Source organism: Bifidobacterium sp. WK041_4_12, assembly GCF_041080795.1.
Taxonomy (GTDB): Bacteria; Actinomycetota; Actinomycetes; order Actinomycetales; family Bifidobacteriaceae; genus Bombiscardovia; species Bombiscardovia aquikefiricola.
Genome location: NZ_CP129674.1, coordinates 2,176,428 through 2,202,771, shown reverse-complemented (window position 1 = coordinate 2,202,771; position 26,344 = coordinate 2,176,428). Strand labels below are relative to the sequence as shown.

27 protein-coding genes are annotated in these 26,344 nt (G+C 62.2%); 10 read left to right on the top strand and 17 right to left on the bottom strand.

The window, feature by feature from the left end; genetic code table 11:
* Nucleotides 1-30: 30 nt before the first annotated feature.
* Nucleotides 31-462 (bottom strand): hypothetical protein, encoded by a 432-nt coding sequence (locus tag QN215_RS09345; RefSeq protein ID WP_273225926.1) that lies wholly within the window; start codon nucleotides 460-462, stop codon nucleotides 31-33.
* An 869-nt stretch (nucleotides 463-1,331) separates the two neighbouring features.
* Between QN215_RS09345 and QN215_RS09340 the strand changes: the two genes are divergently transcribed.
* The 5 genes from QN215_RS09340 (at nucleotide 1,332) to QN215_RS09320 (ending at nucleotide 4,591) form a co-directional block, all read left to right on the top strand.
* Nucleotides 1,332-1,778 carry a hypothetical protein gene (locus QN215_RS09340; RefSeq protein ID WP_369344027.1) on the top strand — a complete coding sequence of 149 codons (447 nt, stop codon included), beginning with the start codon at nucleotides 1,332-1,334 and terminating at the stop codon, nucleotides 1,776-1,778.
* Between the two features lie 174 nt (nucleotides 1,779-1,952).
* Complete coding sequence (locus tag QN215_RS09335; protein WP_369344026.1) at nucleotides 1,953-2,321, top strand: LPD28 domain-containing protein; 369 nt, start codon at nucleotides 1,953-1,955, stop codon at nucleotides 2,319-2,321.
* 403 nt (nucleotides 2,322-2,724) lie between these two features.
* Complete coding sequence (locus QN215_RS09330; protein WP_273173736.1) at nucleotides 2,725-3,033, top strand: hypothetical protein; 309 nt, start codon at nucleotides 2,725-2,727, stop codon at nucleotides 3,031-3,033.
* A 13-nt stretch (nucleotides 3,034-3,046) separates the two neighbouring features.
* Complete coding sequence (locus QN215_RS09325) at nucleotides 3,047-3,760, top strand: hypothetical protein (RefSeq protein ID WP_369344025.1); 714 nt, start codon at nucleotides 3,047-3,049, stop codon at nucleotides 3,758-3,760.
* 456 nt (nucleotides 3,761-4,216) lie between these two features.
* Nucleotides 4,217-4,591 (top strand): hypothetical protein, encoded by a 375-nt coding sequence (locus tag QN215_RS09320; RefSeq protein ID WP_369344024.1) that lies wholly within the window; start codon nucleotides 4,217-4,219, stop codon nucleotides 4,589-4,591.
* A gap of 105 nt (nucleotides 4,592-4,696) precedes the next feature.
* Here the strand turns inward: QN215_RS09320 and QN215_RS09315 are convergent, their stop codons facing one another.
* Nucleotides 4,697-5,005, bottom strand: coding sequence for a hypothetical protein (locus QN215_RS09315; protein ID WP_369344023.1), 309 nt, complete (start codon nucleotides 5,003-5,005; stop codon nucleotides 4,697-4,699).
* Nucleotides 5,006-5,278: 273 nt separating this feature from the next.
* Here QN215_RS09315 and mobC point away from each other — a divergent pair, with 273 nt between their 5' ends.
* The 3 genes from mobC to QN215_RS09300 are packed head-to-tail and all read left to right on the top strand — an operon-like array spanning nucleotide 5,279 to nucleotide 8,318.
* The gene (gene mobC / locus QN215_RS09310) at nucleotides 5,279-5,731 is read left to right on the top strand and encodes a plasmid mobilization relaxosome protein MobC (protein ID WP_369344022.1); all 453 of its coding nucleotides are present in this window, start codon (nucleotides 5,279-5,281) and stop codon (nucleotides 5,729-5,731) included.
* Nucleotides 5,728-7,437, top strand: coding sequence for a relaxase/mobilization nuclease domain-containing protein (locus QN215_RS09305; protein WP_369344021.1), 1,710 nt, complete (start codon nucleotides 5,728-5,730; stop codon nucleotides 7,435-7,437). The genes mobC and QN215_RS09305 overlap by 4 nt, the downstream gene beginning before the upstream one ends.
* Before the next feature lie 26 nt (nucleotides 7,438-7,463).
* Nucleotides 7,464-8,318 (top strand): hypothetical protein, encoded by an 855-nt coding sequence (locus QN215_RS09300; RefSeq protein ID WP_369344020.1) that lies wholly within the window; start codon nucleotides 7,464-7,466, stop codon nucleotides 8,316-8,318.
* Here the strand turns inward: QN215_RS09300 and QN215_RS09295 are convergent.
* The 15 genes from QN215_RS09295 to QN215_RS09225 form a co-directional block, all read right to left on the bottom strand.
* Nucleotides 8,272-8,778 carry a DUF4913 domain-containing protein gene (locus QN215_RS09295; protein WP_369344019.1) on the bottom strand — a complete coding sequence of 169 codons (507 nt, stop codon included), beginning with the start codon at nucleotides 8,776-8,778 and terminating at the stop codon, nucleotides 8,272-8,274. The two genes, QN215_RS09300 and QN215_RS09295, sit on opposite strands and share 47 nt — an antisense overlap.
* Nucleotides 8,765-10,480 carry a type IV secretory system conjugative DNA transfer family protein gene (locus QN215_RS09290; protein ID WP_369344018.1) on the bottom strand — a complete coding sequence of 572 codons (1,716 nt, stop codon included), beginning with the start codon at nucleotides 10,478-10,480 and terminating at the stop codon, nucleotides 8,765-8,767. Before QN215_RS09290 ends, QN215_RS09295 begins: the two co-directional genes overlap by 14 nt.
* Nucleotides 10,467-11,951, bottom strand: coding sequence for an ATPase (locus QN215_RS09285; protein ID WP_369344017.1), 1,485 nt, complete (start codon nucleotides 11,949-11,951; stop codon nucleotides 10,467-10,469). Before QN215_RS09285 ends, QN215_RS09290 begins: the two co-directional genes overlap by 14 nt.
* 10 nt (nucleotides 11,952-11,961) lie before the next feature.
* Nucleotides 11,962-13,479, bottom strand: a complete 1,518-nt coding sequence (locus QN215_RS09280; protein ID WP_369344016.1) for an SCO6880 family protein — start codon at nucleotides 13,477-13,479, stop codon at nucleotides 11,962-11,964.
* Nucleotides 13,476-15,095: a hypothetical protein gene (locus QN215_RS09275; protein ID WP_369344015.1), complete on the bottom strand. Its 1,620-nt coding sequence runs from the start codon at nucleotides 15,093-15,095 to the stop codon at nucleotides 13,476-13,478. The genes QN215_RS09280 and QN215_RS09275 overlap by 4 nt, the downstream gene beginning before the upstream one ends.
* Complete coding sequence (locus QN215_RS09270; RefSeq protein ID WP_369344014.1) at nucleotides 15,095-15,820, bottom strand: hypothetical protein; 726 nt, start codon at nucleotides 15,818-15,820, stop codon at nucleotides 15,095-15,097. Before QN215_RS09270 ends, QN215_RS09275 begins: the two co-directional genes overlap by 1 nt.
* Nucleotides 15,821-16,147: a hypothetical protein gene (locus tag QN215_RS09265; protein ID WP_051867428.1), complete on the bottom strand. Its 327-nt coding sequence runs from the start codon at nucleotides 16,145-16,147 to the stop codon at nucleotides 15,821-15,823.
* Between the two features lie 127 nt (nucleotides 16,148-16,274).
* Nucleotides 16,275-17,612, bottom strand: coding sequence for a hypothetical protein (locus QN215_RS09260; RefSeq protein WP_051867427.1), 1,338 nt, complete (start codon nucleotides 17,610-17,612; stop codon nucleotides 16,275-16,277).
* Nucleotides 17,609-18,238, bottom strand: coding sequence for a hypothetical protein (locus tag QN215_RS09255; RefSeq protein ID WP_369344013.1), 630 nt, complete (start codon nucleotides 18,236-18,238; stop codon nucleotides 17,609-17,611). Before QN215_RS09255 ends, QN215_RS09260 begins: the two co-directional genes overlap by 4 nt.
* 10 nt (nucleotides 18,239-18,248) lie before the next feature.
* Nucleotides 18,249-19,319: a CHAP domain-containing protein gene (locus QN215_RS09250; RefSeq protein ID WP_369344012.1), complete on the bottom strand. Its 1,071-nt coding sequence runs from the start codon at nucleotides 19,317-19,319 to the stop codon at nucleotides 18,249-18,251.
* A 133-nt stretch (nucleotides 19,320-19,452) separates the two neighbouring features.
* Complete coding sequence (locus QN215_RS09245; RefSeq protein WP_156958303.1) at nucleotides 19,453-19,599, bottom strand: hypothetical protein; 147 nt, start codon at nucleotides 19,597-19,599, stop codon at nucleotides 19,453-19,455.
* 85 nt (nucleotides 19,600-19,684) lie between these two features.
* Nucleotides 19,685-23,881, bottom strand: coding sequence for an LPXTG cell wall anchor domain-containing protein (locus tag QN215_RS09240; protein WP_369344011.1), 4,197 nt, complete (start codon nucleotides 23,879-23,881; stop codon nucleotides 19,685-19,687).
* Nucleotides 23,882-24,011: 130 nt separating this feature from the next.
* On the bottom strand, nucleotides 24,012-24,884 hold the full coding sequence (locus QN215_RS09235) for a helix-turn-helix domain-containing protein (protein WP_369344010.1): 873 nt from the start codon (nucleotides 24,882-24,884) through the stop codon (nucleotides 24,012-24,014).
* Nucleotides 24,881-25,108: a hypothetical protein gene (locus QN215_RS09230; RefSeq protein WP_369344009.1), complete on the bottom strand. Its 228-nt coding sequence runs from the start codon at nucleotides 25,106-25,108 to the stop codon at nucleotides 24,881-24,883. Before QN215_RS09230 ends, QN215_RS09235 begins: the two co-directional genes overlap by 4 nt.
* Nucleotides 25,101-25,400 carry a hypothetical protein gene (locus QN215_RS09225; RefSeq protein WP_369344008.1) on the bottom strand — a complete coding sequence of 100 codons (300 nt, stop codon included), beginning with the start codon at nucleotides 25,398-25,400 and terminating at the stop codon, nucleotides 25,101-25,103. The genes QN215_RS09230 and QN215_RS09225 overlap by 8 nt, the downstream gene beginning before the upstream one ends.
* Before the next feature lie 92 nt (nucleotides 25,401-25,492).
* On the opposite strand from QN215_RS09225, the gene QN215_RS09220 reads away from it, so the two are divergent.
* Complete coding sequence (locus QN215_RS09220) at nucleotides 25,493-25,876, top strand: helix-turn-helix transcriptional regulator (RefSeq protein ID WP_369344007.1); 384 nt, start codon at nucleotides 25,493-25,495, stop codon at nucleotides 25,874-25,876.
* Nucleotides 25,866-26,330, top strand: coding sequence for an ImmA/IrrE family metallo-endopeptidase (locus tag QN215_RS09215; protein ID WP_369344006.1), 465 nt, complete (start codon nucleotides 25,866-25,868; stop codon nucleotides 26,328-26,330). The genes QN215_RS09220 and QN215_RS09215 overlap by 11 nt, the downstream gene beginning before the upstream one ends.
* The last annotated feature ends 14 nt before the right edge of the window (nucleotides 26,331-26,344 follow it).

Genomic DNA, 26,344 nt, shown 5'->3' with positions numbered 1-26,344 from the left:
GTTCACGACCATTCGTTGGATTGAGAGCATCTACAGCCGTAGCCGACGACAACGCTCCTCAGGCAGGCTCACCCCGTGGAATACGAAACCATCTTCGCCAACGGCAACCAGCCAGCGGCATGACAACAACACAAGGAAAACTGTCAACCTATACTGCAACAAACCCACTACTATCGGGTAAGTATCGTTGCTGTTGGGCTGAATGACCTGTGCCAAGCTATTGCATTGTAGCTCGTAATGTGTGCTCACATCTCTGGCGGCTGCGTCCTTGGCCCAGGGAGCAGAAACATACGCGAGCAACTGCGTTTCTGCTTCATCTTTGTACTGAGTGAAACTATCGTCGGTGCCCTCTGTCTCGTCATTGAAGGAGGCCATGCGGTCAAGATCCGACGATGGATAATTCACGGTGTGTTCGTGCGATGCCTGACCGTTGTTCAGATAAAAAACCTGCTGCACTCCCATCGATACGTCCGTGCCTTAGCGCAAGACGGTTTGAGCCTCCGGATATGTGTCATTCGTGAAATCATTCTCTGAGGCCTTATGGCAAGACCGACAGCAGAACTGTCATCGGTGAATGTGACTGGTTGAGAAGAATTCTGTGGAATACTCAGTTGCATCTGCCTGGATTTTGCCTGATAGCTTCCATTCAAGTAGTGCAACGATTTAGTGCTTTCGCGTGTGCTGGGCGATAGATTCTCTACAAGGTCTGAATCGTACTGAGTTTGTGGAGATGGCTCTGCTGCATTTGCAGTGATTGCCGATAACATGAGGGACACGGTGAGCGTAGTGACTCGCAGTAACCATTTTTGTGGGTTTTATCATTATTTCTCTCTCAAATAATTTAGGTACCCCTGTCTTGAGCGCACTCTTGGTGTTTTCGGAAATCGTATGCGGTTTAAAAAAGAGAAACCAATGATGCTTGCTCAAGACATTTCCAGCATATTCTCAAAATGTAGATGTGGTCAAATTTCTATGCGATTGTATGATTCGGATATCTAAAAAAGTAGTGCATACTCATGCGTCCAGAATTACGGACCACCCCGAGAGCGGGGGTGGATTGATGCCCGTCGATCCAGGGTCCTTGGCCCTGCCTCTCTTAAATGGTTAGAGGTGGGGTTTTCCTGCCACCTTCCACTCTGGCACAACCCGCTGCGGGTCAAGCCGGATGTGTCCCGGCCCACGCCTCGCTTTCGCACCGGGGATCCAACAGCGTATCCCCGCCACTTCGCTCCCCGTGTTCCGATCCACACACGGCTTGACTCTCCGCTTCCTGTTGTGCCGCCATTCCAGGCGTCAGGAAAACAGTTGGGCAGTGAAAGGAACAGATAACGATGACGAACACGTTCTACGACGACTTCAAATCAATGACCGCCGAGAAGATAGCAGGGTCGATGGAGGACATGACCTACGTCTACAAGCAGACCAGAGTCCCCAAGGCACACTACAGGAAAATGCTCTCTACCGGCGTGGAGCAGGTGATGGAGGCCAGCGTCGAAATCAATCTCATACAGCCCTACATCAGCATCATCAAGCAGATGATGAACGAAAACCCCAAGAGCTTCTACAAGGCTCTGCTGTGCATCGACGCGAAAGTGACCATAACCAATATCCGCACCAGCGAATGGGAGGCACTGGAAGACATGTGGCAGGCGCACCAGTCGAAGGACGACCCCAACCACGGCGGTCACCTGCCCAAGCAGACCATCGACACGTTCAAGGACATAGCCAAGCACGGCCTTGACCGGCTCGGCAACGAGCTTGACGATGAACAGGAATAGCCAATCGCCACGGCAATCAATTGGAACAAACCAAGGAGGAAACATCATGGCAAACACCTATTACCACGCTCAAGGTGTGGCAGACCAGTCGAGGAAAACGAAGCATGTGACGAACATTTCACATGCGAATGTCGCCGCTTAGAATCACCACAAGCCAGCAGCTCAGCACACACTGTGGGCGTAAGTCTTGGTAAGCCTGACGCAAACGAAACGGAGGGACTGTATTCGATGCGCCTTGAAATCGAGGCACGGAAAGCGCCGGTCGCCGCACTCTACAGTGACCTGAGACTGAACCCCGAACAGGTTCCACACGGCTACTACAGGTATTCGATTCGTGAGACGGACGGGGGCAGCGGGGAGCCGGCCACCATCGAACGGCATGTGCTGGTGAACCATCTGATGGACATTCTCACCACGGAGAATCTGGACAGCCTCATCGAAAAAAACGACGGCTATCTGAACATCAGCGACTACGACTACGACGATTCACATTGCGTATCATTCCCCAAATCGATTCTTTCGCCACGATACTTCCACGACTGAGCGTCACACCCGCCGCACAACAACGGCGGGCACACCCCCACCGTCGCCATCGCGCGATGCAGGGGGAATGGAGCAGCCCACGGCTGCACTGACCATCGAAAGGAGCATCCGCCAAACGCGGACGCAGACACATGAAGGCGGCCGAACAACGTGGCCGCGTCCTCGATGCCTCAGAGAAGAGGCGAGGCATCGAGCAGGAGACGGAGCAGCCTTACGGCTGCGCTTTTCTATTTTCTTTTTGACCGGTCGGCCATCGCCTTGGATCATATCGAAGTCGCGGAACCCGTCAACGCGACGCACGCGAGCAAGCTCGGAGCGTCGCTTATGACGGAACCCGCTTTGTTCGATAACGCTTCGCTTGACCAACCGGCCAAAAAGAAAAAACAGGGGGGGGGTAGAACTCATGAGCCGCACACTAAGAATCAGCATCGAGCAGCCATCAGAGAGCAACCATACATGGAACAAATGTGACACCTATGTGCATAGCGAGGGCATCGGCAACGATGACGCAGACCAAATTATCTCATCGATGGACACGATTGCGCCCGACGTGTGGCATCTGGAAAACGATTGCGGCGACGAGTGGGAAATCAGCACGGAACAATACGAACGACTGCAATCAGAGCATGAGAAATGCAGTCCATCACGGTTCACCCTTCCCGACTTGCCACAGACTTTCACCACCGATTACGTCACCGTTAGCATCAACTAAGGAGCAGCACATCATGACTACCATCATCAAAGCGAACAGTTTGGAACAGGCGAAGAGCAGACTCGAACGGGTCAGAAGCGAACGGGAAGCGACCGAACAGGCGGCACGCGACGAGGCGCATGCGATTCCGTTCGGCCAGCCGAACATCGAGGGACGCGGCAACATCTACAAGCACGTGCAGCGGCAATGGGACAGGACGCGCCGCCTTGCCGACGAGGAAGAGCGTGCAGCCGACCGCGTGGACATGCTCGAAAAGGTCGAGAAGTTCAAGGAAGATAACGAACAGTTGCAGGATGTGCGCGTGGTGGGACGCACAGGCTGGGCAAGCGTGGGAGCCGCTACGAGCGTCAACAACCTTGACTATTTCAAAGGCAGGCTAGCCCGGATGATAGCCGACAACGAGGCAGTGAAAGCATGGAACAAGAACCACAGGGATGCGAAGCGTTGCACGTTCGGCAGCAAGATAACCGCCCTGAGAAAAAAGGTCGTCTATCTCGAAGCAGTGAAAAGCAAGGCCGACAGCACGCCCGTCAGCGAGCACAGCCAGCAGCTCATCGACAGTGGCAAGGTAAGCCAGTGGAAGAAGAAACCAATCTACTATTTCGTGGACGGGCTGCGCAAAGTCGCGTTGACCCTTGATGATAACGGTGACTTCCAGGAATCGAAACGCTACCCAGTATACGAGGACAGTGACCGTAAGACCGTGCAAAAACTCCTGGCACACTGAACCAGCCGGGCACTCCACAGTCAGCGTGGAGTGCCCAAGGCTCGCGTCCCGTGCGTTTCTCGCGCGCCACGGACAACGTGGCGCACTCCAAGCCGCTCTCGCCTACCGGCGGCAAGTGGAGCGGGTTTCACCCGCGCATCGATGAGAGGAACGACCGTCAAAGGGGCGGTCGCATTAGTGTCCTCATGATCGTGGCTGCGCTTCGCTGCGCGCCTTTTTCGTCCCTTCTTGACTCATTCCACTGTAGCGCCGGTGCTGCCTCATGCAACCCGGATGCGTCGGCAAAGCCGGCCGCCGCGCACGGGCCTTCGGGCCTTCTCGCCACTCCGGTCACACGCCGCAGGCGTGTTCTCTCGTGCCGCTGCGGCTTGCATTCGTGCGCTCCACCGCGTCCGTGGAAATCGTTCAAGAAGTTCCAAAAAAATGATTGGAACCGCACAAGGGAAAGAAGCAACAATGCAATATCTCAACGACAGTCAAGGACATGAACTGACCGGCACCAACGGGTTCGGCGAACCGATAACCTACACAGTCTGCCGGTTCCAAGCAGACAGTTCACTGGCACTGATGACGGTGTGCAGAGACGAGATGGGCAACATGGGAGCCGACCCGGTAAGCGTCAACCTCATGGCATACGGCTACATTCCCACGCGCGGGCACACGTACATCAACGAAGAATACCTTGAACTCGTTCAACCCCTCATCGACGCCGAACAGGCAAGAATATGCGGCCACATTCATTACGGCCCCTACAATGCCTCGGCATTGGACATGGAAATACTCATCGACAACATCGAGGAAATCGCAGACCAAAACAGTCAAGAAGAATAGAAGCACAAGCCAATACCAGCATGAAAACAGTGCAGGTCTTCAACCGTACTGAATTAGTAATGCCCCGCAAATGCGGGGCATTACTAATTGCCAATGAAGAACAAATCACGCATCATTATGCTCAAAAACAGGAGCATCCTCGTGCGAAGTCTGTGGACGCGTCGTATCGTCATCCCTGGCCTTTGGTATGGACTTGATGAAGCGTTGCACGTTTTTCGGCACGTCTGCCGACTCGAATATCTGTGATTCGCTGAGGTTGGGGTTTGATTTGAGTTGTTCCAGGAGTTGGTGTGCCTCTTCTGCGCGTTGCTTGATCTCGCCGGTGATTTTGCGGAACTGGTCGAGACTTTTCTTCGTCGCATTCAGTTCGTTGTGCAGTTCCTTGATGGTTTCTTCCGCTGTTTTCGATGTCATCTCGGGCTCTCTTCTTATGGTGGGGATACTGCTTTCGGTGGTGTCGTCCTACCGACCCCACACGCGGATTTCAGTGGTGCTTTGAGTGTCAGTATAGCCGATAATGACCATAATGGGCACATTTATGATATTATTGGGCAGTAGCAAGCTAAGGTGAATGTGTACACATTCACGCTTGATCGCACTGTGGTGCGTGGCGATGGGATCCTGTCGGATCATCCACGGGCTTTGCCTGTGGTCGCTGCGCTGGCTCTTAAGGGGATGGTGATTGGCATGAGTGATGAACCGGAGGACGATCTTGCCGAGGCCATCACCGGCGCTGGTGGCGACGGGGCCAAAGAACGTGGACTGGACTTTCATATCCGGCTCAACGAGGTCGAGAAGGTCCGTCTCGTCGAGCATGCTGCGGCTTGGGCTTTGAGGTCCGGTCTCTCGGGTGGTCCGCAGCGGTTGAATCTTTCCATGTATGCGCGTGAAACGTTGTTGGCTCCCCATGTCGAGGAACAGGCTGTGACCAAGGGCGAGCTGGTCGACTTTCGGGACAAAGCGACGCGGCTTGCGACCCAGATCGCGAAGGTGGGCACGAACATCAACCAGGTCGCCCGGGTGGCGAACGGCCAGGGCATCGTGCTGGACGGGGAGGTGCTCCGCCTGGTCGAGGAGATGCGCCCTTTGCTGCATGACTCCCAGAGGCTGATCGACTTGATGATCGAGAAGTGCCTATGATCCCGAACATCACACGCGGCAGTCGCATGCAGGGATTGATCCGGTACCTGGCCGGCAGTGGCCGGCATAACGAGCATGTTGATCAGCATGTTGTCGCCGGTGACGATTGGAGTGAGTTGTCGTTCACTGGTGTCGAGTTGGACGCCTCCGTCGCGGGCGAGCTTGGCTCGTATTTGGATAATACGTCACGCCGGTTCGGTGAGCGGATGCGTGGCGGGAACGTGTGGCATTGCTCCCTGGCTATCAGCCGGGAGGATGGCGTGCTGTCCGATACGGAATGGCAGGCCATCGCCCACGAGTTCGTGGAGCGCATGGGATTCGGTGACGCGGACGGCACTAAGGGCGTGTGCCGTTGGGCCGCGATCCGTCACGGACGTTCGGGCGAGCATGGGGAGGGCAACGACCACATCCACATCGCGTTGAACCAGATCCGTTCCGACGGCACGAAGGCATGGGTGTGGCACGACTACCAGAAGGCGCAGGACGTGTGCCGTCAGCTCGAACACGAACATGGCCTGGAGGAACTCGGCATCGAGAACACCAGGAGCGCCACCAGGGGATGGCAGCCGGGGGAGCGTGAGGCGCAGGCGCGCCGTCGAGCCCGTGCGAAGCTGCACGCCGAATCCCCGGAGACATCCTGGGGTACGCTGCCCGTCCCGGAACGCCAACGATTGACGGCGATCCAGCTGAACGCCGACCAGCCGCGCCATGATCTGGCCAACAGGATCCGCGCCGCCGCCCAGACCTCACGTGACGAGGCGGGTTTCGTGCGTCGCCTTCGCGGCCAGGGCATCCTGGTCAGGCCACGGTTCGCGCAGGGCGGGAACGATGTGGTCACCGGCTACTCGGTCGCCTTGAAACCTCTGTACGGTGAGCGTCCAGTCTGGTATGGGGGAGGCACGCTCGCCCGTGACCTGAGACTGCCCCGCCTGCGCGAGGCATGGACCACCGATTCCTTCACCGCAGCCAGTGAGGCCGGTGACGAGTGGATGGCCGCGTTCAAGGGCAGGCGCGTGGCTCACCCGCAACCTGGAGAGGTGCCGCCAACACCGCAGCGTGTGGCCGATGACATCGCGCGAATGAACCGCGCGTTGAGCAGCATCGACCCCAACGACCGTGATACCTGGTCGCAGGTCGCCAGGAGCACGGCTGGGGCGTTCGCGTCCTGGTCCAGGGCGGTCGAGGCGACGCCCGGACCCATCGCGGAGGCGGCGCGGCAGATATCCAGGAGCGCGCAGACCTACCGGCCGGAGCAAACGCCCGCCAGGGTGCCGAGGACCGTCATGATGCACGCCGCACTGGCGTTGTCCACGCTGCAATCGAACGGCAACCCTGTCATGGCGCAGGCCATCATGTACCGGCAGTTGTTCTCCACGGTCCTGGCGATCCAACAGGCCATGCAAGCCAGGGGCGACGCCTATCATGCGCGCATCACCAAGGACGCCCTGCTCGGCGAATTGAGTGTCATAGCGAGCGGCTTGCCCATCCCCGACCAGACATCCCAGCCCCAGGCGCAGCAGCAGGTCGAACCCCATGCGTCCGCCGCCCGCACCGGCAAGGGCACGTTCAGCGAGGCGCAGTTGCAGGACCTCGTGCGCATCACGCACCCGGAAACCTCGGTGGCGGCCGGCGCGCTTACCGGCATCAGGACCAACCCACGTCCGCAACAGTCAGGAACCGACCGGGAACAGTCACACGGACGCTGAGACACAGCATAGGAAAGGACACGATCATGGACATGATGGAGAACGGCACCTCGGACGCGGAGATCGTCCAGGGGTCCACGGCACCGGTTCGCAGTACGGCGACGCTGGCTGGCATCGCACTGGAGGCCATGAGTGCCATGCGGAGTCAACATGACGAGCAGGCCGCAGACAGTGACGGCAGGGACAGCCGGGAGATCACCCAGAGGATCGAGGCGCTGCGCGCTTCAAGCCTAAGCGAGGTCGAGGCCGCGACGCCCGAAGGCTGGATCGACCAGGCATCACCGGAACGGATCGCGGACCTGGTGCAGATCACTGACACCTGGAAGGGCCGGGACGAACGGATGGAGGCGGCACGCCAGAGGATCGAGCAGGATGTGCTCGAACGCTACGGGGTGAGGATCGCGGATCATCCCGACAGGGCGTCGATCATCGACGCGATCAGCAAAAACGACTCACTCAACGTGACGGCGGCCCTCCGTGACGGTCAGGCGGAGCAGCGGCGTGACGAGGCCGGGCAGAGCATGGCACGCGTGGACGAGCTGGAATCGACGCTTGACACCGCACAATCCGACAAGCCTGGCGACGCGGTGCTGCGCGAACGTGACGAGAACGAGCGCGGGCAGGCCCAGGACGATGCAGGCATGGCCTTCGACAGTGCCGACCGGATCCAGGGTGAGGCCGACCGGATGCGCGCCGAGGGTGTTGGCGAGGATGAGATACAGGGGCGGATGCTGGTCGAGGTGTCGCACGGCCAGTCCGCCAGCCAGGCGCCGGTGGCCGGCAGGAACGCCGCCGCGAGGAAGGGAGGCAAGACGGCGTCCAAAGCCCGGGGTGTCAGGAAAGGGGGCGGGAACGTGCTTCAACAGGGTCTGTCCCAGTGAGTTTGGTTGGTGGCATCCTCCCGTCGGCACGTTCGTCCCTGAACATGCCTTCGGGTGCTGGCGCGCAGGCCAGGGGTTCCTTCCCGTTGCTGCGGTCGCGGTCCTCGTCCCAGGTCGCTTTGAAGGGGCCGTCCTCGCTGAGGAGGATGCTCATGGTCGGGTCGCAGAAGTCCCGCCACCAGAAGGCCATGCCGATGGGGTCCTGCCGGTAGTATTCCCAGGTGCGCCAGAGTTCCGTGAGCCGTGATTCGGCTTCCTGGCTGTTCCACCAGGTGGCGTTCCAGTACGCGGATTTGCCGTTCACGTTGCGCCGGTACATGAACCGGAGCCATTGGGAGACGAACTCGTACACGTTGGCGTACACGAGCCGCGCCTCTGGCGCTTCGGGCGTCTCCTCCTGGGGTTCTGGCCCTTCGAACGCCGCGTCGAGCAGGTTGGCCGTCTCCTCACCTAAGCCCATGCTGGCGCTCCTTCTCCTGCTGTTCGATGACTTCCTTGGCGTCGGGCCTGTCCATCCAGGGTATGGTCCTCATGAGGACGGGACGGTTGCCCGACGACATGAGCAGTGCGCGGCCCCTGGGCAGGGCGGCGAGGTCGTCGATGTCGAGGATGTGGTCGCGGGTGATGCTCATGGTCGAGCTGCCCTCGCCACGGCTGTAGCCGACCTGGCGGGACACGTACTCGTATTCGCCGAGCAGGCCGCTCATGGATCTGAGGAACGGTTCCTCCTTGACGCCGCCGATGTAGACGGCCATGTTGGCCGCGCTGTACATCTTCTCCATGCCCTTGTCCCCCCATGCCTGCTCGCCCTGGGACCAGGATTGCAGGAAGGTGAGGATGATGATGCCACGGCTGCCGTAGTGCGAGTACAGGTCGGGCAGTTCGCGCCACCGGCAGATGTTGGCCGCCTCGTCGAGGACCATGACCAGGGGGACGTGCAGCCGGCCGCCCTCGCGCCGTGCGCGTTCCTCGCCGGCCTCGGTGACGGCGGCCGTGATCGCGAGGGTGAGCGCGCCGGCCGTGCCCACGCCCTCGCGGCTCATGAGGCACAGGGTGTCGTTCGATCCGACGAAGTCCTGCACGTCCAGGCAGGGCAGTCCCTCGCCGGTGTCGGTCACCCAGGCGGTGATCGTGGGGCTGGTGAGCACGCGGCAGAGGTTCTGCGCGGAACCGTAGACGCCTTGTTTCTGCTTGTCGGGGTATTCGATGACCGCTTCCAGGCTGTCGGCGAGCAGCGGGTAGCCGCCCTGGCGCAGGATGTCGACGGGACTGGTGTCGTTGGTGTTGGTCAGCCAATGCCATACCTGGGTGATCGGCTGGTCGGAGAGCGCGCAGGCGAGCAGCAGGTAGGAGAGCAGGCTTTCGGCCGCCGTGTCGAAGAACGCGTCCCTTTTCGCGTTGGGGTCGGTGGTGGCGGCCGCGAAGTATCCGGCCATCTGCAAGGCCTTCGTGTCGTCGGTGACGTAGCTGAGGGGATTCCACCACCAGGTGCGCGCCTCGTCGCTGATATGCTGCGGGTCGAACGCCCATACCGTGCCCTTCACGGATCGTGGCGCGCGGATCGCCTGGATCACGTCGGGTTTGTTCGACGTGGCGACCACCGCGCCGGGGGCGTCGAGTATGGAGGGGATCACCAGGCAGGTGGTCTTGCCGGTCCTGGGGCCGGCGACCGTGAGCAGCGTGTCCTCCCAGGTCATGTACAGGGTCTTGCCGGAGGGGATGTGCCGGCCGAGCGTCAGGCCCACCGTATCGCCGGTCACGCCGAGGCGCTTGGCGGCCAGGGCGACCTGTTTCCCGGTGAGGCTGGCGATGTCCCTGCCACGGCCGAGATACCTGGCCTTGTCGTCGATGCGGGTACGGCCGCCTGTGTGTGCTGCCCGGATCATCAGGAACAGGGCGATCAGGGCGGTGTACACCGCGATCTGCACGGCGACCATGATCCATCCGGCGACGCCCGGCCAGGCGATGGTCCCGTGGAACAGGCCCGACAGGAGCGTGCCCATGCCCACGTGCGGCATGTGGCGGTCTTGTATCAGCATGCCCAGATGCCATGCCACCCAGATGGTCCAGGCGGCGGCCGCCGCGACGGCGAGGCCGCCCACTATGAGGATGGTGGTGTCGCTGTACGCCTGTGGCTGCGATCTGCGGTTATTCGATGCCATGTTCCGCCTCCCGGCCGTTCGTTCGCCGTGGCGCGTGCCACAGCAGGTTGGTGTCGTTCGGGTCGAGTTCCTGGCCGGTGAGCTTCAGGTGGAAGGGGATGCCGGGACGGCCGCCGACCTTGACGAGGAACTTGCCACGCCCGGGAGGATCGGACTCGACGCCTGAGCGTTCGTCCCATGCGCCCGGGTCGCTCCATGATTTCAGAAGGTCCATCTCCACGCGGGACACGCTGATCGCCTGGTTCAGCAAGGGCAGCTCACCTTCGGGAAGGCCGCCGCACAGCACCATGCCGGAGCGTTCCACGAAGCCCTTGGCCTTCATCCGGTCCTGTGGCTCGGCCAGGGATTCGAGGTCGCTCATGGTGTGGGTGATCAGGGCCTGGCCGACGCCGAACGTGCGGTTGAGCCTGGTGACCTGGTCCACGCGGTCCACCATGCCCGACCCGGAGCGCAGCGCGCTCCACAGCTCGTCGAGCACCAGGAAATAGTGGCGCAGCGGGGCCACGCCCTGCCTGGCCAGGTAGTGGTTCGCGTCCACGGCCGCGAACCCGGCGTCCCAGCAGGCCATGAGCGCGGCCGCGCGCAGGCTCTGGTCCACCTCGTTGATGGCGTGGATGTCGAACACCACGGGTCGTGTCGGGTCGATCTGCACGCTGGTGTGGTTGGAGAACATGTCACCCATGTCGCCGCTGCCGGACAGGTCGATGAGCGAGGATTCCAGGTTCTCGGTGATGTCCCGGTATCTGGCGTCGTCGCCACGGTCCAACGCCACGGCTCGCACCTCCTGCGGTGCCTCGCGGATGATGTCGAGCAGGTCGCTCATGAGCGGCGACCGGGTGGCGAACCGGTCGTCCAGCACGCGCAGCGCACGGTCCATGATGGTGCCCTCGCGCTGGGTGGGGTTGGTGCCACGGCTGATGGTGATCAGGGCACGCAGCATGTTGCGCCGTCGCGTGTGGATCGCGTTGTGCAGCTCCTCGCGCAGCGTGCCGGTCAGACTGTCCAGCGCGTGCAGCGCCCCGCCGGGGTCGAGCACGTTGATGGAGCCGATGCCGGGTCCCAGGGTGATGACCTGGCCGCCGAGCGCCTTGATGATGGGCACGTGCTCGCCCTTGACGTCGCCCAGGAACATGGTGATGACGCCCTGGTGGGCGTAGCCCACGGCCCAGCGGCGGATCACGGTAGATTTGCCCAGGCCCGGCTTGCCCAGGACGAACGCCGAGGGGTTGGAGATCAGATGGGCGCGCATGAACCAGTTGATCGGGTCGCAGCACAGCGTCGAGCCGGTGAACAGCTGCTGTCCCATGGGCACGCCGATCATGGGCGTGCCCGCCCCGACGGAGAAGGGCCACAGGCCGCATGACTGCGCGGTGCTGGCCCTCCACTCGTTGGGGGCCTGCACCACCGTGCTCCATCCGCCGGCCGGTCCTTTGAATCCCTTGAACCGTGCGGGTGCGTGCATGTCTGCCATGATGCCCTCCTTAGAGCATGTCCGAATATTTGGCCGGTACCGCCTGGTACTGCCTGAGCGACAGGCCCAGGGGCAGGGCGGCGGCGAACGCGGAGTCCTGTGAGCCGTACACCGGTCGCAGTCGCAGCCTGGCCGTGGCCCCCAGGTTCTCTATCGCCGAGGCCACGTCGGCGCGGTCCTCGCCCTGGGCGTGACCGTTCAGGGTGACGGTGACCAGGCATGAGAAGTTCTCCAGGCCGGCTCCGCTGGATTCCTCCTCGGCGGTCTGGTTGACGGCCCTGGCGCGACGCCGGTCGCGCGCCTTCGCCTTCTTGGCGCTGTTGATCGCGTAGTCGGCCTGGTTGACGTCACGGTCCACGATGTCCGGCTTCCTCTCCGCCGGGATGGGTCGGAATATCCAGGTGACGCGTTTGCGCATGAGGTCCTGCTGTGCTGCCAAGAGGCGTTTGAGGATGGTGGCCTGGACCACGCCCTTGGGGGTCATGGTCATTTCCCAGGTCTCGGAGATGCCGCTGTCGTGCCGGTAGGAGTCCCAGGACGCCTGGGTGGCCATCGGCCCACAGTTCCTCCAGGCGAGATCCACGTCGATGCCCTGCATGTCGGCCAAATCGAACTGCTGGGCCTGCTCGGGATCGTAGGCGATACGCACGTAGCGGCACAGTTCCGCCGGGCTCATCGGCGTGCACGCCCCCGCTCCGGTCGCCTGGAGCTTGTGGATCAGGTAGGGCAGTCGCGAGGAGAGCTCCGTGAGCATGACGTCCTTGCCGCGCCGGCGTCCGCCGGCCCTGCGGTCTGAGTAGGTGTACGCCACGTAGGCGTTCGCCTGGCTGGATCCCTGCGGGTAGGTGTCCACGATGCTGGTCATGACCGACGCCGCGAAATCGGGTTCGTTCACGTCAGCATGGCCTGTGACCTCCTGGCGTAGTTGCAGGGGGTTCGCCGGGGAGGTCTCGACGGTGACCGTGTACTGCAACAGGCCCTGTTCGTCGGCCATGTCGGCCTTGCTCTGCGCCCATTCGGCCACCCACCGGTCCATCTGCCCGGGATCGACGAGATCCTCGCCGTTGGGCGAGGTGCGGATCACCAGCGTGTAGGTGTGCTGCCTGGGGCAGTAGATCACGCCGAAATCGCCGTTGGCCGACGTGGCGTGCAGCAGTTGGGTCCTGGCCAGCAGGCCGGGAAGGATCATGGACCCCTCGGGTCCGTATCCGAGTATTCCACCTCTGAACATGTGCTCTCTTTTCCATGTGGCCATCCACCAGCCGCATTTGACGATGATCTTCGTGGCGATGCTCTTGCCGTGCACGTCCTTCCTGCTGATCAGATACGCGAACGCGCAGGTCAGCAGGAATATCGTGATCGCCGGCACATACAGGTTGAGCATCATGAACGGCAGGGCGAGGAAGATGCCGGCGAACACCAGGGCGCTGCCGAGCAGGCCGAGTCCGGGGATGATGCCCGGCGTCCTGGGTTCGATCCAGTTGCCGTAGGTGCGTGGCTTGTGGATGGGATTGTCGTGTGCGCTCATGCCTGGCTGCCTCCCGTGGTCCTGTCGGGCACGCTGGCGGCACCGGACGCCTGGGGTGCGGCCGCCGGGGCGGCCGGCTGGGCCGCGCTGCCCGATGGTGTGGCCGCGCCCGCCGGGGCCTGGGAAGTCCCGCCGGAAGGTGCGGGAGCGGCACCGGACGGGGAGGACGATCCCGTGTCGTTGCCGGCCTCAGATTCGATGGCACCCTTGGCCTTCTTGACGGCACCCGCAGCAGCGGAGACGCCCGCGCCGACGGGGCCCGCCGCAGCGCCGGCGCCAGCGGCCGCACCGGAAGCGGCGCCTGCACCAGTGGAAGCGGCACCGCCAGTGGCCGCACCGGAGGAGGATCCGCCGGCCGTCGACGCACCCGAAGGCGCGGACGTCGCGCCGGATGCCGGGGCTGGCGACGAGGAGGAGGATCCGGAGGACGCGGAGCCGCGGGCGAGCATCATCGCCCCGGTCGGGGCTGCCGCGGCTGCACCGCCGCCCCCCGAACCGGAACCCATCGCACTGACGGCGGGCACGGCGAACTTCATCAATGCGGGAAGGGCCACTATCGAGCAGACCATGAACACGAACCCCACCATCGGCCCGGCGATGGTGCCCGACTGGTCGCCGAATGCGCCGCCGCTGATCATCCAGAAGCAGGTCGCGTAGATGATCGACGCTACCGGCTTGTACAGGACGAACGCCACGAGCCATCCCAGGCTCTTGTGATACCAGTTCATGCCCCATTCCGTGTTGGTGTTGGCCGAAGCGAGCGGCAGGATCCCGACCAGCACGACCAGCAACCCCGAGCGCAGGATCATCAGCGCGATCTGCACCAGGCAGGCGATCAGGGACAGCAGGCCCAGGATGATGATGAGCAGCGCCCCTCCGGGCATCAGGCCGCTGATCTGCAGATCCTTGGTGATCGCCGCGTTGAAGTCGTGGTCGGTTGCCTCGTTGAGCAGCCATGTGGAGAACGCGTCGCCGGCGTTCAGGGCCAGTTGCACCAGGGTGGTGCCGGCACCGGCCACCACGATGAGCCGCACCAGCGATTTCAACGTGTCATCGGCCGGCTGCGTGTCCCTGGCCATCATGAGCCGGACCATGCCGACCATGACGCTGATGGCGGCCGCCACCAGCATGTAGAACCACAGGTGCGCCTGCAACTTGCCGACCACGCCGCCGACCCTGCTCGGCCCGGTCTGCAACACCATAGTGACCAGGGCGGTCGCCGTGCAGATGCCGATGACGGCGGCGAGGATCACGCCGAGCCGTCCGAACGCGTTCTCACCATCGCCCCTCCTCGCCTTCATGGCCCAGCGGGCGGCGAGCAGGATGATGGCGAACACCGCCATGACCAGGCTGATCCACTTCACGTATCCCAACGCCTGCATGATGCCGGCGGTGTCGCTGGGGTTCACGGCCTTCGTATCGCCGCCGGATATGGTCGGCGTGGGCACCTTCATCCACAGCGTGGCGAACGAGCTGACCGCGCCGCCGACCGCGTCGCTGACCAGGCCGGCGATGATGCTGAAGATGCCGCTGACGAGTTTCCCGATCGCCGTGCCGGCGATGTTCAACGGGTTGATGGTGGAGGCGACCTCGCCGATCCGGTCGAGCCAATCCATCAGCCGCTCACCTTCCACTCCGTGTAGCCGGTGAACGAGGGGATCACGGCCGACGTGATGGGGATGTCCTTCTCACAGCGCAGCTTCCAGTCCCCGTCGGACCAGACGAGATGGTAGACGATGCTCAGATCCACGGACTGGCCGGCCGACGTGCCCACGAATCCCAGGTCCACGGTCGCCTCGCTGTCCGTGAAGTCCAGAATCCGGAAGCCTGCCGGCGTGCCACGCGAATCTGAGGCGCTGCCGACCGGGAAGGATCCGAGCTGGCGGATCTTCGCGGCCATACGGTCATACTGCGAGCCTTTCCCGAACAGGCTGATCGCATGCTCCGGGTCGCTCATGAGGTTCTGGTCCGTGGTCATGGCCGCGATGTTGGCCGCCGCGAACAACGCGCCCTGCGGGTCATGGGAGAAGCAGCTGCGCATGCCATCGTCCTTGACGACGCCGGGACCGTAGCTCTTCGCATACGGGTACGGCCACAGGGTCTGGTTCTCGTAACGCCATTCATCCACATGCGGTGTCGTAGTGAGGGTGGTGGAGTCCCCGGAACCCGGCAGACCGCAGACGCTGGGCTGCACGCTCGTGGCACCCGTCGACGTCGAGGACGGTGACACGGTGGATGACGATCCGGTGGAAGATGCCGCCGTCTGCCCTCCCCAGCCGCACCCGGAGGTCAGGGCGAGCGGGGCGAGCAGCAGCAGCGCCGTGATGGTACGTCGCCTCATTTAGAAGCCCCCCAGCCAGCCGACAACACTCGCGGCGAACGAGATGATGATGACCGCGATCAGGGCGATGCCCACCTTGTTGATGCCGTCGCTGTCCTCGCCACGCCTGGCGTGGATGGCCCACAGGGCCGCGCCCAGGATGATGGCGAACACGCAGATGATCAGGGCGATCCACTTGCCCAGGCCGATCAGCGTCATGAACTTCTCGCTTCCCGGAGGGGCCTGCGGCGCGGGATTCTGGAGGGCGAGAATACGCACCCCGGTCTGTGCCTCGGTCTGCGCCGTCCAATGGATCACATGATCCGTGATGGTCTGTGTTACCTGCATGATGATGCTCCTTGCTGATTGATTGCTGCTGTCCGTATGGTGTCGTGTGCCGCCGTGGCGGCCGGCTGTCGGCCGTATGCCTCTACACCGCTTCACCTCCTTTCACTGGGTGGATCCGTCGCGCCGTTCACAGTCCCGGATCCGAGCCGCCGATGTTGCCTTCATCACTGCCCGCTCCGGGCACGCTCCATGAAGGTGCCCCGCCCGACGAACCGGAGGAACCCGATCCCGTGGAGCCGGAGGTTCCGCGACGCGTCGAGGAACCCGAGGACGAGGACCCGGATCCCGATGTCTGGGAACGACGCTTCGACGGGGACGAACTTGAGGATCCGGACGAAGAAGGGGCCTGCGCCTGTGCGGCAGCCGCGTCGGCGGCCGCTTTATCAGCCGCAGTCTTGTCGGCCGCAGCCTTAGCGGCCACGCTGTCGTTCACGCCCTTGACCGGACCGGCAAGCGACGATTGCGCATCCTGGTACCGCTTCGCAGTCTTCACGCCCTTGTCGTCAAGTACCTTGTTCGCCGCGTCGATGGCCTGCTGCAACTTCACACGCGTCGCGTTGTCCGCGACCTTGCCATGCGACGAATCAAGCGTGCCCTGGGCCGCCTTCACCGCATTTGCAAGCGACGTCTTCGCATCCGCCAACGCCTTCGCATCACGCGACGCCACCACCGCATCGACAGCCACACCGATCGCCGATGTCCGGCCGTCGGCCGTGGCGGCCAGTGCGGTGAGCTTGCCTGCCAGAGCGGTGAGTTGTGCGGTGTCCATCCGCGTGGCACACTCGGGGGCGCCGCCGAGATCCGCCTGGCTGCGCGCCTGGCGCAGTGCGGTTACGGTGGCCGGGTCCCTGACCTGGCCCGTGTCGATGCGTGAGGCTGCTGCACTGTCCGTGAGGCTCCGTCGCAACGCATTCCGGGAGGCGGCGAGATCCTTGGACGCTCTCTGGCACGAGGTGAATGCCGCATCGTGCCTGCCGGAGACATACCAGCGGGAGGCCAAGACGCCCGCAGCCGTGAGCAGCAGCGTGCCGGCGGCGATGAAGGCCACGATGACCCGGCGTCGGCCGAACCGTCGTGTCGCGGCCTCGGGCCTCACCGCCGGTGCATCCGCGCCGGTGGGGGCCGCCGTGTCGGCTATGGCGTCGAGAAGATCATCGGTATCGTCGTCTGGTGCCGTTTCCTGGATGGCAGTGTCCGCTGGCGTCTCTTCGACCGGGGTGGTGTCGGTGACGACGCCCTGCCGGTCGATGTCCAGCATGGTGGTGTCACCGCTGCCGCTGATGGTCACCGTGAACGCGGTGCGTTGCAGCCTGGCGAGCAGGCGCAGTCTCGACACCGCCTGCTCGCGCTGCGCGTCCATGCCGGGGGCGTCGAGCGGGGAGTGCGTGCCGTTGATGCACAGATCGCCTTCCCGCTCGTCGATGCTCACCGTCACCGGGGTGGCCTGTTGGGTTGGCGTGCTCATTGCACGTCCTGTCTGGTCGAGGAGCCTTGCACCTGCCAGCGGCCCTCGGCGGTCCTGTACAGCAGCACGTCATCGGTGCCGCTCAGGGCCTGCGCCCTAGTGTTGTCCCGCCGGTGCGGGGTCATCGTCCAGTTGACGGTGATGGCATCCCGGTCGGATGCGTCAGAAACCCCGTCACGGCCCGTCGAGGTGATCGCGGTGCTGGTCCAGGAGCGGTGGATCGCCTCCTGGTTGAAGTACGCCTGCCCCTTGGCCTGGTCGGCGTCGTATGCGGCCTGCTCCTCTTGCAGTTGGCGCGTACCCCACAGCGCGGCCCGCTGTCCGGCATACGCGTCGGTCAGGTCCCGCGTGGCGTCCCAGGTGTGGACGGCTATCGTGTAGTCCCTGGCCACGGCCGTCGAATCATCCCATGCCGTGGCGTTCGGATCCGGAAGGATGCTCAGCCATTTCGCCTTGCCGCCGGGGATGGTCAGGCCTGCCGGTGCGGGCACCACCGTCGGCGCCGCCACCCCCTTGGGAGAGGCCGTGGCCGTTGAGGGACTGGCCGAGGGTTGCGTGAACCCGCATCCCGACAGGGCGAGCAGCAGGGTCAGTGCCGTGGCGCTGCGAGTGGTGGCGTGTTTCATCGAAGTTCCTTTAGTAGATGAACCAGACGCTGGACGAGGCGGCCTGGAGTTGCTGCGCGGTGAAGGTCCGCAATTGGGGGGCGCTCATGGACGACCCCGATTCGGACACCACGATGCCGCCGTCAGCGTTGATCTGCTCGACCAGCGCCACATGCCCGTAGATGCCCGACGAGCCGAACACCCCGGGCGCTATCGACATCGCCGCACCGAGCTTCGGCGAACGGCCGGTCGAATACCCCAGGGCGCGCGCCCTGCTGATCCAGAAGCCGCCGTTGCCCATATGCGCATCCACGGGCCGGCCGATGCTGGCGCGACGGTTCGCCACCCACCAGGTGCACTGCCTGGGCGGGTAGCCGCTCGGCCCGCCGTAATACGTGTCGGTGATGCCCATAGAGGCGATGTTGACGTGCCGTCCGTCGGCTTTCATGCTCAGCGCCGGCTTCAACTGGCCTGCGGTCGCGCCACCCGCATCGCCGGTCGCGCCAGACGTATCGGTGTACTTCGCCATCAGCGCGAGGATCTTCTGCACATACGCCTGCGTCTCCTGGAAGGCGGGTATGCCCTTGGCCCGCTGCACGGCACCGATCCCCGCGTTATAGGCCGCCAGGGCGAGTTGCAGGGTGTCGCCGGAGAACAGGCCCTTGGCCTTCATGCCGTCGATCTGCGCGGCCAGGCCGCACATGTAGTTGCCCTGGGTCCATATCGCGTCATGCGCGTTGAGGATGTCCGCCTTGCCGTCACCGTCGCCGTCCTTGCCGACGGACGCCCAGGTCGCGGGCATGAACTGGGCGATGCCCCTGGCCCCGGCGGGACTGCCCGCACCGGGATTCCAGTTGCTTTCGGTCTCGATCTGCGCGGCGATCACAGGGGCGGTGACCGTCTGGCAGACACTCCCCGCCTTGCGCACATCGGCCAAATACTGGTCCGGCACGTTGGATACCGAATCGCCGGTCTGCGTCATACCACCGCCCATAAGCAGCGAGACCATCAGCAGAGGCATCAGGATCAGCACCGGGACGGCCAGAACCGACACGATGGCGACGACGGCCGCATGTGCGCCGTGCCCATCACTGGTATCCATGAGATCCTCGATTCTCTGCTTGTCCTAATTCTTGAAGATGAAGGATGCCCCGCCCACTGGGGAAAGCAGACAGGGCAAAATATGGCCGGCTGTAACGATGCGCCAGCCTTCGTAATGACGGATGGGGAATCCGTCAGTCCTCCGCGTGGGAGGAAGTGCGATGATGTTGCCTTGCGGCTATGGCGTCAAGCTGCCGGTCTCCCAGGGCAGCAGCCCTGCATAGCGAGAGGACCATGAGCAGCATGAATGAGATTCCCACGGCGATAACGATCCACACCATGTTTCGTCTCCTTTCACAGGAAATTGTTGAGGATTGAGGATGGGATGCCTCGCCCGACAGAGCATCAGGCGAGGCAAGCGCCTGATCACCGGGCGTTACGAGGATCCTCATGCTTGCCGGTATCAGCCAGACGGCGACGGGAGACGATGATTCCCGCGCCTGCGCCGGCGAACAGGATCACGGCCACAACCACCCAGAGCATGTCGGCACCGGTCTTCGCCAGGGACTTGGACGCGGCGGCCTTGACGTAGCCGTTCCAATCGTCCTTCGCGCTGATCGCAGTGTCATAGCACACCTTGTCCGGGTCGGCCGTTGGGGTCTTGCCGTCGAATGGGTCGGTGTCGACGGCCGGGCAGTCGATGATCGGCTGCGCGGTGACCTTCGCACGATCCGTGTGGTGGTCGTTGCTCTTGATGCCCTTCAACGTGCCGGTGACGTCCACGGACGCTCCGGGCTTCAACACGAGCGTGTTCCAGTTGGCCGGATACTTGAAGTCCACGACCGTGCCGGAACCTGTAATGGTCTGATCCTTCAGATCAATCTTCGAGAGACTGGTCTTGCCGGTGTTGGTGATGTGGAACACGATCTCGGTGTCACCCGTCACGTCCAGGGCGTCCTTGGGATCGTTGCGATCCCCGGCCTTCATGCCGCTCTTCGCATCGTATTTCTCGATGCTGATGGATGGTGTCTGATCAGGAGTATGGGTGACCACCACGTTCGACGGGCGATCCTGACCGTTGAGCGTTTCGACAAACTGGTTCTTCACGTCGCCGGTCTTGATGCGTTCCATCTGCACGTAGGCGCGCCAACCCTGCTCGGTCGTGTCATTCGAGGAGGCGATGGCCAGGTAGCGTGCCGTGGCGGTCACTGTGAGCACACCATCCTTGTCGACCGCCGTGAACAGGTCTCCACCGAACTTCGTGGAGTCCACGCCACTGCCGGCGATGCGACCGCCCTTCGCAGCCAAAGTCACGGCCTTGCCATCCTGGTATTCGACCACATCCTTCGTCGCGTACACCGCCCACTGGCCGGTGTACCGGTCGTGCGACTGGTCGTAGTCATCCGTTATCTTCCAATCGGTGATCTCCTTGTACGCACGATTCGTGTGCAACGTGGAGCTATCCAACTGGTAGAGGAACAGGTGGTTCAGGTAGATGCTCTGGTCGTCGGCCGAAGCGCCTCCCACGTTGACCGTCACATCCTTGGAGGGGTTGATCTCCTTCAACGGGTTGCTCACGGTGTTGGTGAGCTTCTGCTCGTTGTTGGTGACCTGGATCGCAGTGTTCTTCACCGTGTAACCGTCCTTGACGGCCTTCACCGTCATCGGCAGCACGATCTGGTAGGTCTGGCCAAGCACCTTCTGATCGATGGCGGGCGAGGTGAGCGGATCCAGCTTCTCGGTCGAATACGCCTTCAGGTCGGACGGCTGAGGATCGCCCTTCACGGTCTCGCCCGTGGCGGGAATGGTCGTGTCCACCGTCTTGAAGAAGGCGTACAGCACACCATCCTTGTCCTGGATGTTGAACTTCGCGGTGACGTCATCACCCTTGGCATCAAGCACCTGGATTCCTGTCGTGTCCAGTTTCAAGTACTCCTGGTCGTAATCATCGACCATGCCCAGGCGTTGCACCACATACGCGGTGTTGTCCAGCTTGGAAGCATCAAGGTTGACACGGTAGAAGATCTTGTCGCCCAACACTGCGGTCTTGCCGTCAATGTTGATCTTCGCATCCTGTTGCGTGTCCTGTTTGGAGGGGTTGTCGTCGGGAGGTGTGTTCTCCACGATGTTCGACGGGGTGATGGAATTATTCAAGGTCAACTTCCACTGGTTATCGACCTTAGTGTTCGCCGGCGCATCCTTGGAAACGGTACCCTCGAAGCGCACGATGATACGAGGGTTCGAGCCGGCCTTCCAATTGGCCTTCACCCAAGCGGCATCGAACACGAGACGCACATTATGCCCCCCGTCGTTCCAGGTGCTCGTGTACTGGCTCTTGGGAATAATGTTGCCCGTGTTCAGATCGGTGACTTCCAACGTCTGCTTATCCACGTTCAGGTACTGATCGTAACTATCAGTGACCGCCACTTCGGTGACCTGGTACGCCAGGTTCGCCGGCAGCTTCGGTGTCGTCTGCAACTTGTACTCGACCTTCTGACCGGGGAACACGACCTTGCCGTCCACACTGGACTGATCGCCACCCTGCGAGGACTCAGCCAACACATCCTTCACCACCGGGGGCACATACCCGCAGATCTCTGGCTCGTTGGTATCCTCGGTCTGCGTATTCACCGTCTCGGATCCCGCATTGGTCAAACCGGCACCAGCGTTTCCATCCGTAAGTGTGGAATACACCACGGGATCATCGCTGGGAGGATTCGTGCAGAAGGTCAGCTCGTCACCGGCCTGCTTGCCGAAATCGGAGCGCACCTGCTTCGCGCCGCCACCATTGGCGAAATTGATGGAACCGGGAATCAGCAACGTGAGCTGCTTGGCCTTCGCCAAACCCTGCAACGAGGCGAGATAGTCGGCCTTCGCGGTCGCGGTCGCGGTCGTGCCGTTCACGGTGATGGTGAACTGGTCGGTCACATCCTTGCCGGTATTGGCGATGTCCGCGACGCTGGACTGCCGATCACTGCTCGCATCAGCCTCGAACACGCGGATCTTGGCAGCGTTGGCCGCATCGAAGATGTAGTCCGCCTTCGCCCAATCATCCGTCAGGGTGAGCTTGGAAGGGGCCTGGATCAGGTTCGCTGCAACCGTCCCGTTGACTACCGAACCGACCGTATCGCCGTCAAGGAAGGTCTCGGTGTCGGCACCGGTCTGGTTGCTTCTGGACGGGTCGATCACGGCCTGCCACTTGCCATCCACATACTTGATCCAGGACTTGTCGGGGTTGGGTCTCCAGGTCGGGAACGACTTGCCATCCGTGTTCACGCTCGGCTCCTGATTCCACTTGACCGACGCGACATCATCGACCTTGGAGAAGTCAGGCTTGGCAACCGTCACATCGAAGCTGAACGCATAGGTGCGGTCCAACGGCATCTCGCCCTTGGCCTTCGTACGCACGGCGGTCACCGTGTTCGCGCTCTTATCCCAGTTGATCGAGAAATCGCCAGAAACATCGGTACCACTCGTGGTGTCCACGAGCTTGTAGTTGCTGATGCCGTAGTTCACACCATTCGGGGTGATCGTATCCTTGATGGTCATCTCATAGCCACCACGACCGGTACCGGTCGTGATCGTCGTGCGATTCACCATCCGGTCGGCAGAAGTTCCTTCCTCGATGCTCTTCGAAGGCTTCACGGGAGGCACCGCAGCCACGGGGAACGATTCGGCAGCCTCGCGATCCGTGGTATCCACGGCCGCAGCCATCTTGCCCTGCTTGGCCACCTGGACGTCAAACCAGTACGTGCCTTCCTGCCAATGCGACATGCCAAAGTCGGCAGGCGTGAAATCGGGAGAGTTCTTCGAACCGTCATTACTGATGGTCATGCTCTTGGTGACGCTCTTCGCGGCCACGTACCCGTTCTTCTGCCCGTCGTAATGCATGATCACCTTCGCCGTTAGGTTCTCACTCAGTGAGGAACCATTGTTCGACGTGGTGATCACGTCATGCACGGCGGCGGTGGAACCCACCTTCATCGAGGCGGCAGACGCCTGCTTGGTGGACACGGAAAGCTTATAGGCGACCGGTGGCTCGTCGCTGGACAGCACGATGACAATAATGCCTGGTGTCTTCGCGGCCTCGCGTGCCACCAGAGCATTGATGGTGGTCACACCATCGGAGAATGGTGTGGTGGTCTGATAGGCCACGCCTTCATGTGAGTAGCTTCTGCCCTGAGTCTCGGCATTCCAGGCAGAAGCCCATTGCGATGTAGTGAAGCCGCCTGTGCTGCCGGTGTACTTTCCGTCAGTGGACACCGCGCCAACGCTCACCAGGCGGCAACCGGCATTCGTGTCATCGTTATGCTTGGTAGCATAACGAGACTGGCATTCACTGACCGCACTATTCAACGCCGTATTCGCTGACGCATCCGCAGGATGCGAAGCGTCGTTATAGGAGGTCAATCCCATCGCGGCCAACGCCACATCCACATTCCCTAGTGTGGGAGCACCATAACTGTCTTGGTAAGTGAAACTGATCTGACCGTTACCACCCGCGCCGGTACCGCCACCACCGGATCCGCCACCACCATCAGCGTAAGCCAGTGGTGAAACGAGCGTGGAAAGCGCAGCAACCAAGGCAGCCGCTATGGTCGCTCCCTTCTTCCAATTCCTCATATTCGTCCCTTATCATTAAGGGGCAGCCCCTTATGGGCTGCCCTAACAGGCCTCTGCTATCGCGTTCATCCGGCAAGATAGAACCGCGGTGACGGGGGCACAATTGGTGTTTGCCGTGCGTGCGGTCATGTCATGGCGTGGATAGGTCATCGTCGGCCGGCAGGCCCAACCGTTGCAGTGCCTGGATGCCGGTGATGCCCGTGTTCAACAGTTTGGCCAGGGTGACCGCGAGACCGTCGGGAGTGGCGTTCTCCTCGTCCCTGCGCAGCAAGGCGAGCACGTGCGTGCATCTCCAGGTGTGCGTGTGGGGGTGGTCGGATGGGTGGCGGGCTTTGAGTGTGAGGTTGAGTTCATGGCCGCGTCTGAGCCAGTTGCGGAAACTGGCATCCCAGTCGGCGCTGACCTGTGCCGAGGAGAGGCACCGGTCACGGAATTTCGCATATTCGCCATCACAGTCCAGACCTAGGGTGGTGGCGAGAGCGTGGTGCGTATCATCGGGCTGCCAGTCGCCGATCCCGCTCATCGTGGGTCGGCGACGGCGGTGGGGGAGTCTCTCACCCGGGTTATTGGTCGGGTTATATGGTTCGTGCGCACCGTGTTGCATGTCTACAGGGCGGTGGTTGCATCCCTGGACGGGGGTTGCTGCATCCCTGTGAACATCCACGGGTGCAGGATCTGCACCCGTAACGGTCGTGTCCTCCACCCGGTGTCTCATGGTTTGCAGGTTCAGGTCCCATACCGTGGGGCGATGGTTGCCGGGCAGGTATGAGGCGAGCTGCTGGTTGCCATGGTGTATCGCTCCCAACCGTTCCAACAGACGCAGCTTGTACTGCACCGTGCGGCGTGACACCTCGGCGATCCGGGACAGTGTCGCCAGACTGGGGTAGGCGCCGGTGCCGTCGGGATTGGCGTAATCACCCAAGGCGATCAGGATCACCTTCGCGGTCGCATCCTTGCCCGTGGGCGCATCGTTCAACGCCCACAGCATGCTGCGCAGACTCATGAGCGTCGCCGGCGATGGATCCGCGTGGTGCTGCGCACCTCGGTGAGCCGATCGTCCAGATGCTCGATGCTGTCCGTCGACACCCGATACTGGCGTGAGGGTTGGCACACGCGCAGCACGCCCTCCCTGCCGAGCTTGAGGATCTGGCGACGATCCATGCCCAGCATGACCGACGCCTCACTCAGATTCACCCACTTCGGCACGAATCCGTCACTGCTAATCATGATCGTCCTCTCCGCTCGCAACCCCTTGATGCGTGTCCGGCACTGGTAGGGCCGCCTCTTCGTCGGGGCTTACCAGGGTCTCGATGTCGACATGGAAGGCTCGCGCCAGCATCTCCAGCTCATGCACATCGAACGGTGACGTGGAGGGGAACCGCAGGCGGCGTATCAAGGTCACCCGAGGGATTCCCGTCAATTGCGAGGCGCGCAGCATGGAAACGCCCGACCGGTTGATGACCGACGAGACGTTGCGGGCGACCAGCATCGCAAAACTTGAACTGTCCATGAAAGACATGGTAATGCCCAAACAGGCAGTATGTCAATATCGATAGTGACCATAAAGGGCTTGATAATGACTGTTTAGTGTTATAGGGTGTCCATATGGACATGAACGAAGCTACAGCGAAGACCATAGCATCCGAACGATCGGCGGCGGGGCTGACGATCAAACGGCTCGCGGAACGCTCTGGCGTTCCCGAACGCACCCTGATCCGTATCCTCAAGAACGAGCGTGACATCAAGGTCACCCAGCTCGCCCAACTCGCCGAGGTGTTCGGTGTCTACCCACACGAACTCATCCAATCCGCAGAAGCATTCATCGAACGCGACCAGCGAGGACCCGTCACCCTGGGGGAGACGCAGCCCGGCGAACTGTCTGAAATGGACAAGACAGCGTACGTGCTCAACAAGATAGCCAGCCACGATGTCAGACTCGCGGCATCGCACGACCCCAACAAATGGGCCGAGGCGGCAGGCGGCGATGGACGATAACAGGCGCATCCTGCCTGAGTTCCTGCACCGGACATACACGCAGATCGTCAACGACACCGAGCACCTCGGTGTGAGTGTCGTCAACACTCTGCTTCCGGGGGATCTCACCGGAATATACGATGAAGCAACGAAGCTCATCCTCATCGACCAGCGGCTCATCAGCGCGCAGCAACGCTGCACTTTGGCGCACGAGCTCGTGCACTGGGAGCACGCCGATGAAACATGTTCAGGAACCCTGGGCTCGAAGATCGAGCGCCATGCCCGTGTGGAAACCGCGTTAAGACTCATACGGCCTCGCGAATACGCCATCGCCGAGAACGAATACGACGGTGACGCCTACGCCATCGCCTGCGAACTGGACGTCACCGTGCAAGTCATCGAGGACTTCCGCAACTACATAGCAACGATCCCCGCCGTAGCAGACCGTCGGCAACAAGCATTTTGCCAAAGCTGAAGGCCGACGCGCGG

Coding starts and splice junctions, on each gene's coding strand:
- QN215_RS09345 (WP_273225926.1), bottom strand. CDS start 462: ATGGGAGTGCAGCAGGTTTTTTATCTGAACAACGGTCAGGCATCGCAC.
- QN215_RS09340 (WP_369344027.1), top strand. CDS start 1,332: ATGACGAACACGTTCTACGACGACTTCAAATCAATGACCGCCGAGAAG.
- QN215_RS09330 (WP_273173736.1), top strand. CDS start 2,725: ATGAGCCGCACACTAAGAATCAGCATCGAGCAGCCATCAGAGAGCAAC.
- QN215_RS09325 (WP_369344025.1), top strand. CDS start 3,047: ATGACTACCATCATCAAAGCGAACAGTTTGGAACAGGCGAAGAGCAGA.
- QN215_RS09320 (WP_369344024.1), top strand. CDS start 4,217: ATGCAATATCTCAACGACAGTCAAGGACATGAACTGACCGGCACCAAC.
- QN215_RS09315 (WP_369344023.1), bottom strand. CDS start 5,005: ATGACATCGAAAACAGCGGAAGAAACCATCAAGGAACTGCACAACGAA.
- mobC (WP_369344022.1), top strand. CDS start 5,279: ATGAGTGATGAACCGGAGGACGATCTTGCCGAGGCCATCACCGGCGCT.
- QN215_RS09305 (WP_369344021.1), top strand. CDS start 5,728: ATGATCCCGAACATCACACGCGGCAGTCGCATGCAGGGATTGATCCGG.
- QN215_RS09300 (WP_369344020.1), top strand. CDS start 7,464: ATGGACATGATGGAGAACGGCACCTCGGACGCGGAGATCGTCCAGGGG.
- QN215_RS09295 (WP_369344019.1), bottom strand. CDS start 8,778: ATGGGCTTAGGTGAGGAGACGGCCAACCTGCTCGACGCGGCGTTCGAA.
- QN215_RS09290 (WP_369344018.1), bottom strand. CDS start 10,480: ATGGCATCGAATAACCGCAGATCGCAGCCACAGGCGTACAGCGACACC.
- QN215_RS09285 (WP_369344017.1), bottom strand. CDS start 11,951: ATGGCAGACATGCACGCACCCGCACGGTTCAAGGGATTCAAAGGACCG.
- QN215_RS09280 (WP_369344016.1), bottom strand. CDS start 13,479: ATGAGCGCACACGACAATCCCATCCACAAGCCACGCACCTACGGCAAC.
- QN215_RS09275 (WP_369344015.1), bottom strand. CDS start 15,095: ATGGATTGGCTCGACCGGATCGGCGAGGTCGCCTCCACCATCAACCCG.
- QN215_RS09270 (WP_369344014.1), bottom strand. CDS start 15,820: ATGAGGCGACGTACCATCACGGCGCTGCTGCTGCTCGCCCCGCTCGCC.
- QN215_RS09265 (WP_051867428.1), bottom strand. CDS start 16,147: ATGCAGGTAACACAGACCATCACGGATCATGTGATCCATTGGACGGCG.
- QN215_RS09260 (WP_051867427.1), bottom strand. CDS start 17,612: ATGAGCACGCCAACCCAACAGGCCACCCCGGTGACGGTGAGCATCGAC.
- QN215_RS09255 (WP_369344013.1), bottom strand. CDS start 18,238: ATGAAACACGCCACCACTCGCAGCGCCACGGCACTGACCCTGCTGCTC.
- QN215_RS09250 (WP_369344012.1), bottom strand. CDS start 19,319: ATGGATACCAGTGATGGGCACGGCGCACATGCGGCCGTCGTCGCCATC.
- QN215_RS09245 (WP_156958303.1), bottom strand. CDS start 19,599: ATGGTGTGGATCGTTATCGCCGTGGGAATCTCATTCATGCTGCTCATG.
- QN215_RS09240 (WP_369344011.1), bottom strand. CDS start 23,881: ATGAGGAATTGGAAGAAGGGAGCGACCATAGCGGCTGCCTTGGTTGCT.
- QN215_RS09235 (WP_369344010.1), bottom strand. CDS start 24,884: ATGAGTCTGCGCAGCATGCTGTGGGCGTTGAACGATGCGCCCACGGGC.
- QN215_RS09230 (WP_369344009.1), bottom strand. CDS start 25,108: ATGATTAGCAGTGACGGATTCGTGCCGAAGTGGGTGAATCTGAGTGAG.
- QN215_RS09225 (WP_369344008.1), bottom strand. CDS start 25,400: ATGTCTTTCATGGACAGTTCAAGTTTTGCGATGCTGGTCGCCCGCAAC.
- QN215_RS09220 (WP_369344007.1), top strand. CDS start 25,493: ATGAACGAAGCTACAGCGAAGACCATAGCATCCGAACGATCGGCGGCG.
- QN215_RS09215 (WP_369344006.1), top strand. CDS start 25,866: ATGGACGATAACAGGCGCATCCTGCCTGAGTTCCTGCACCGGACATAC.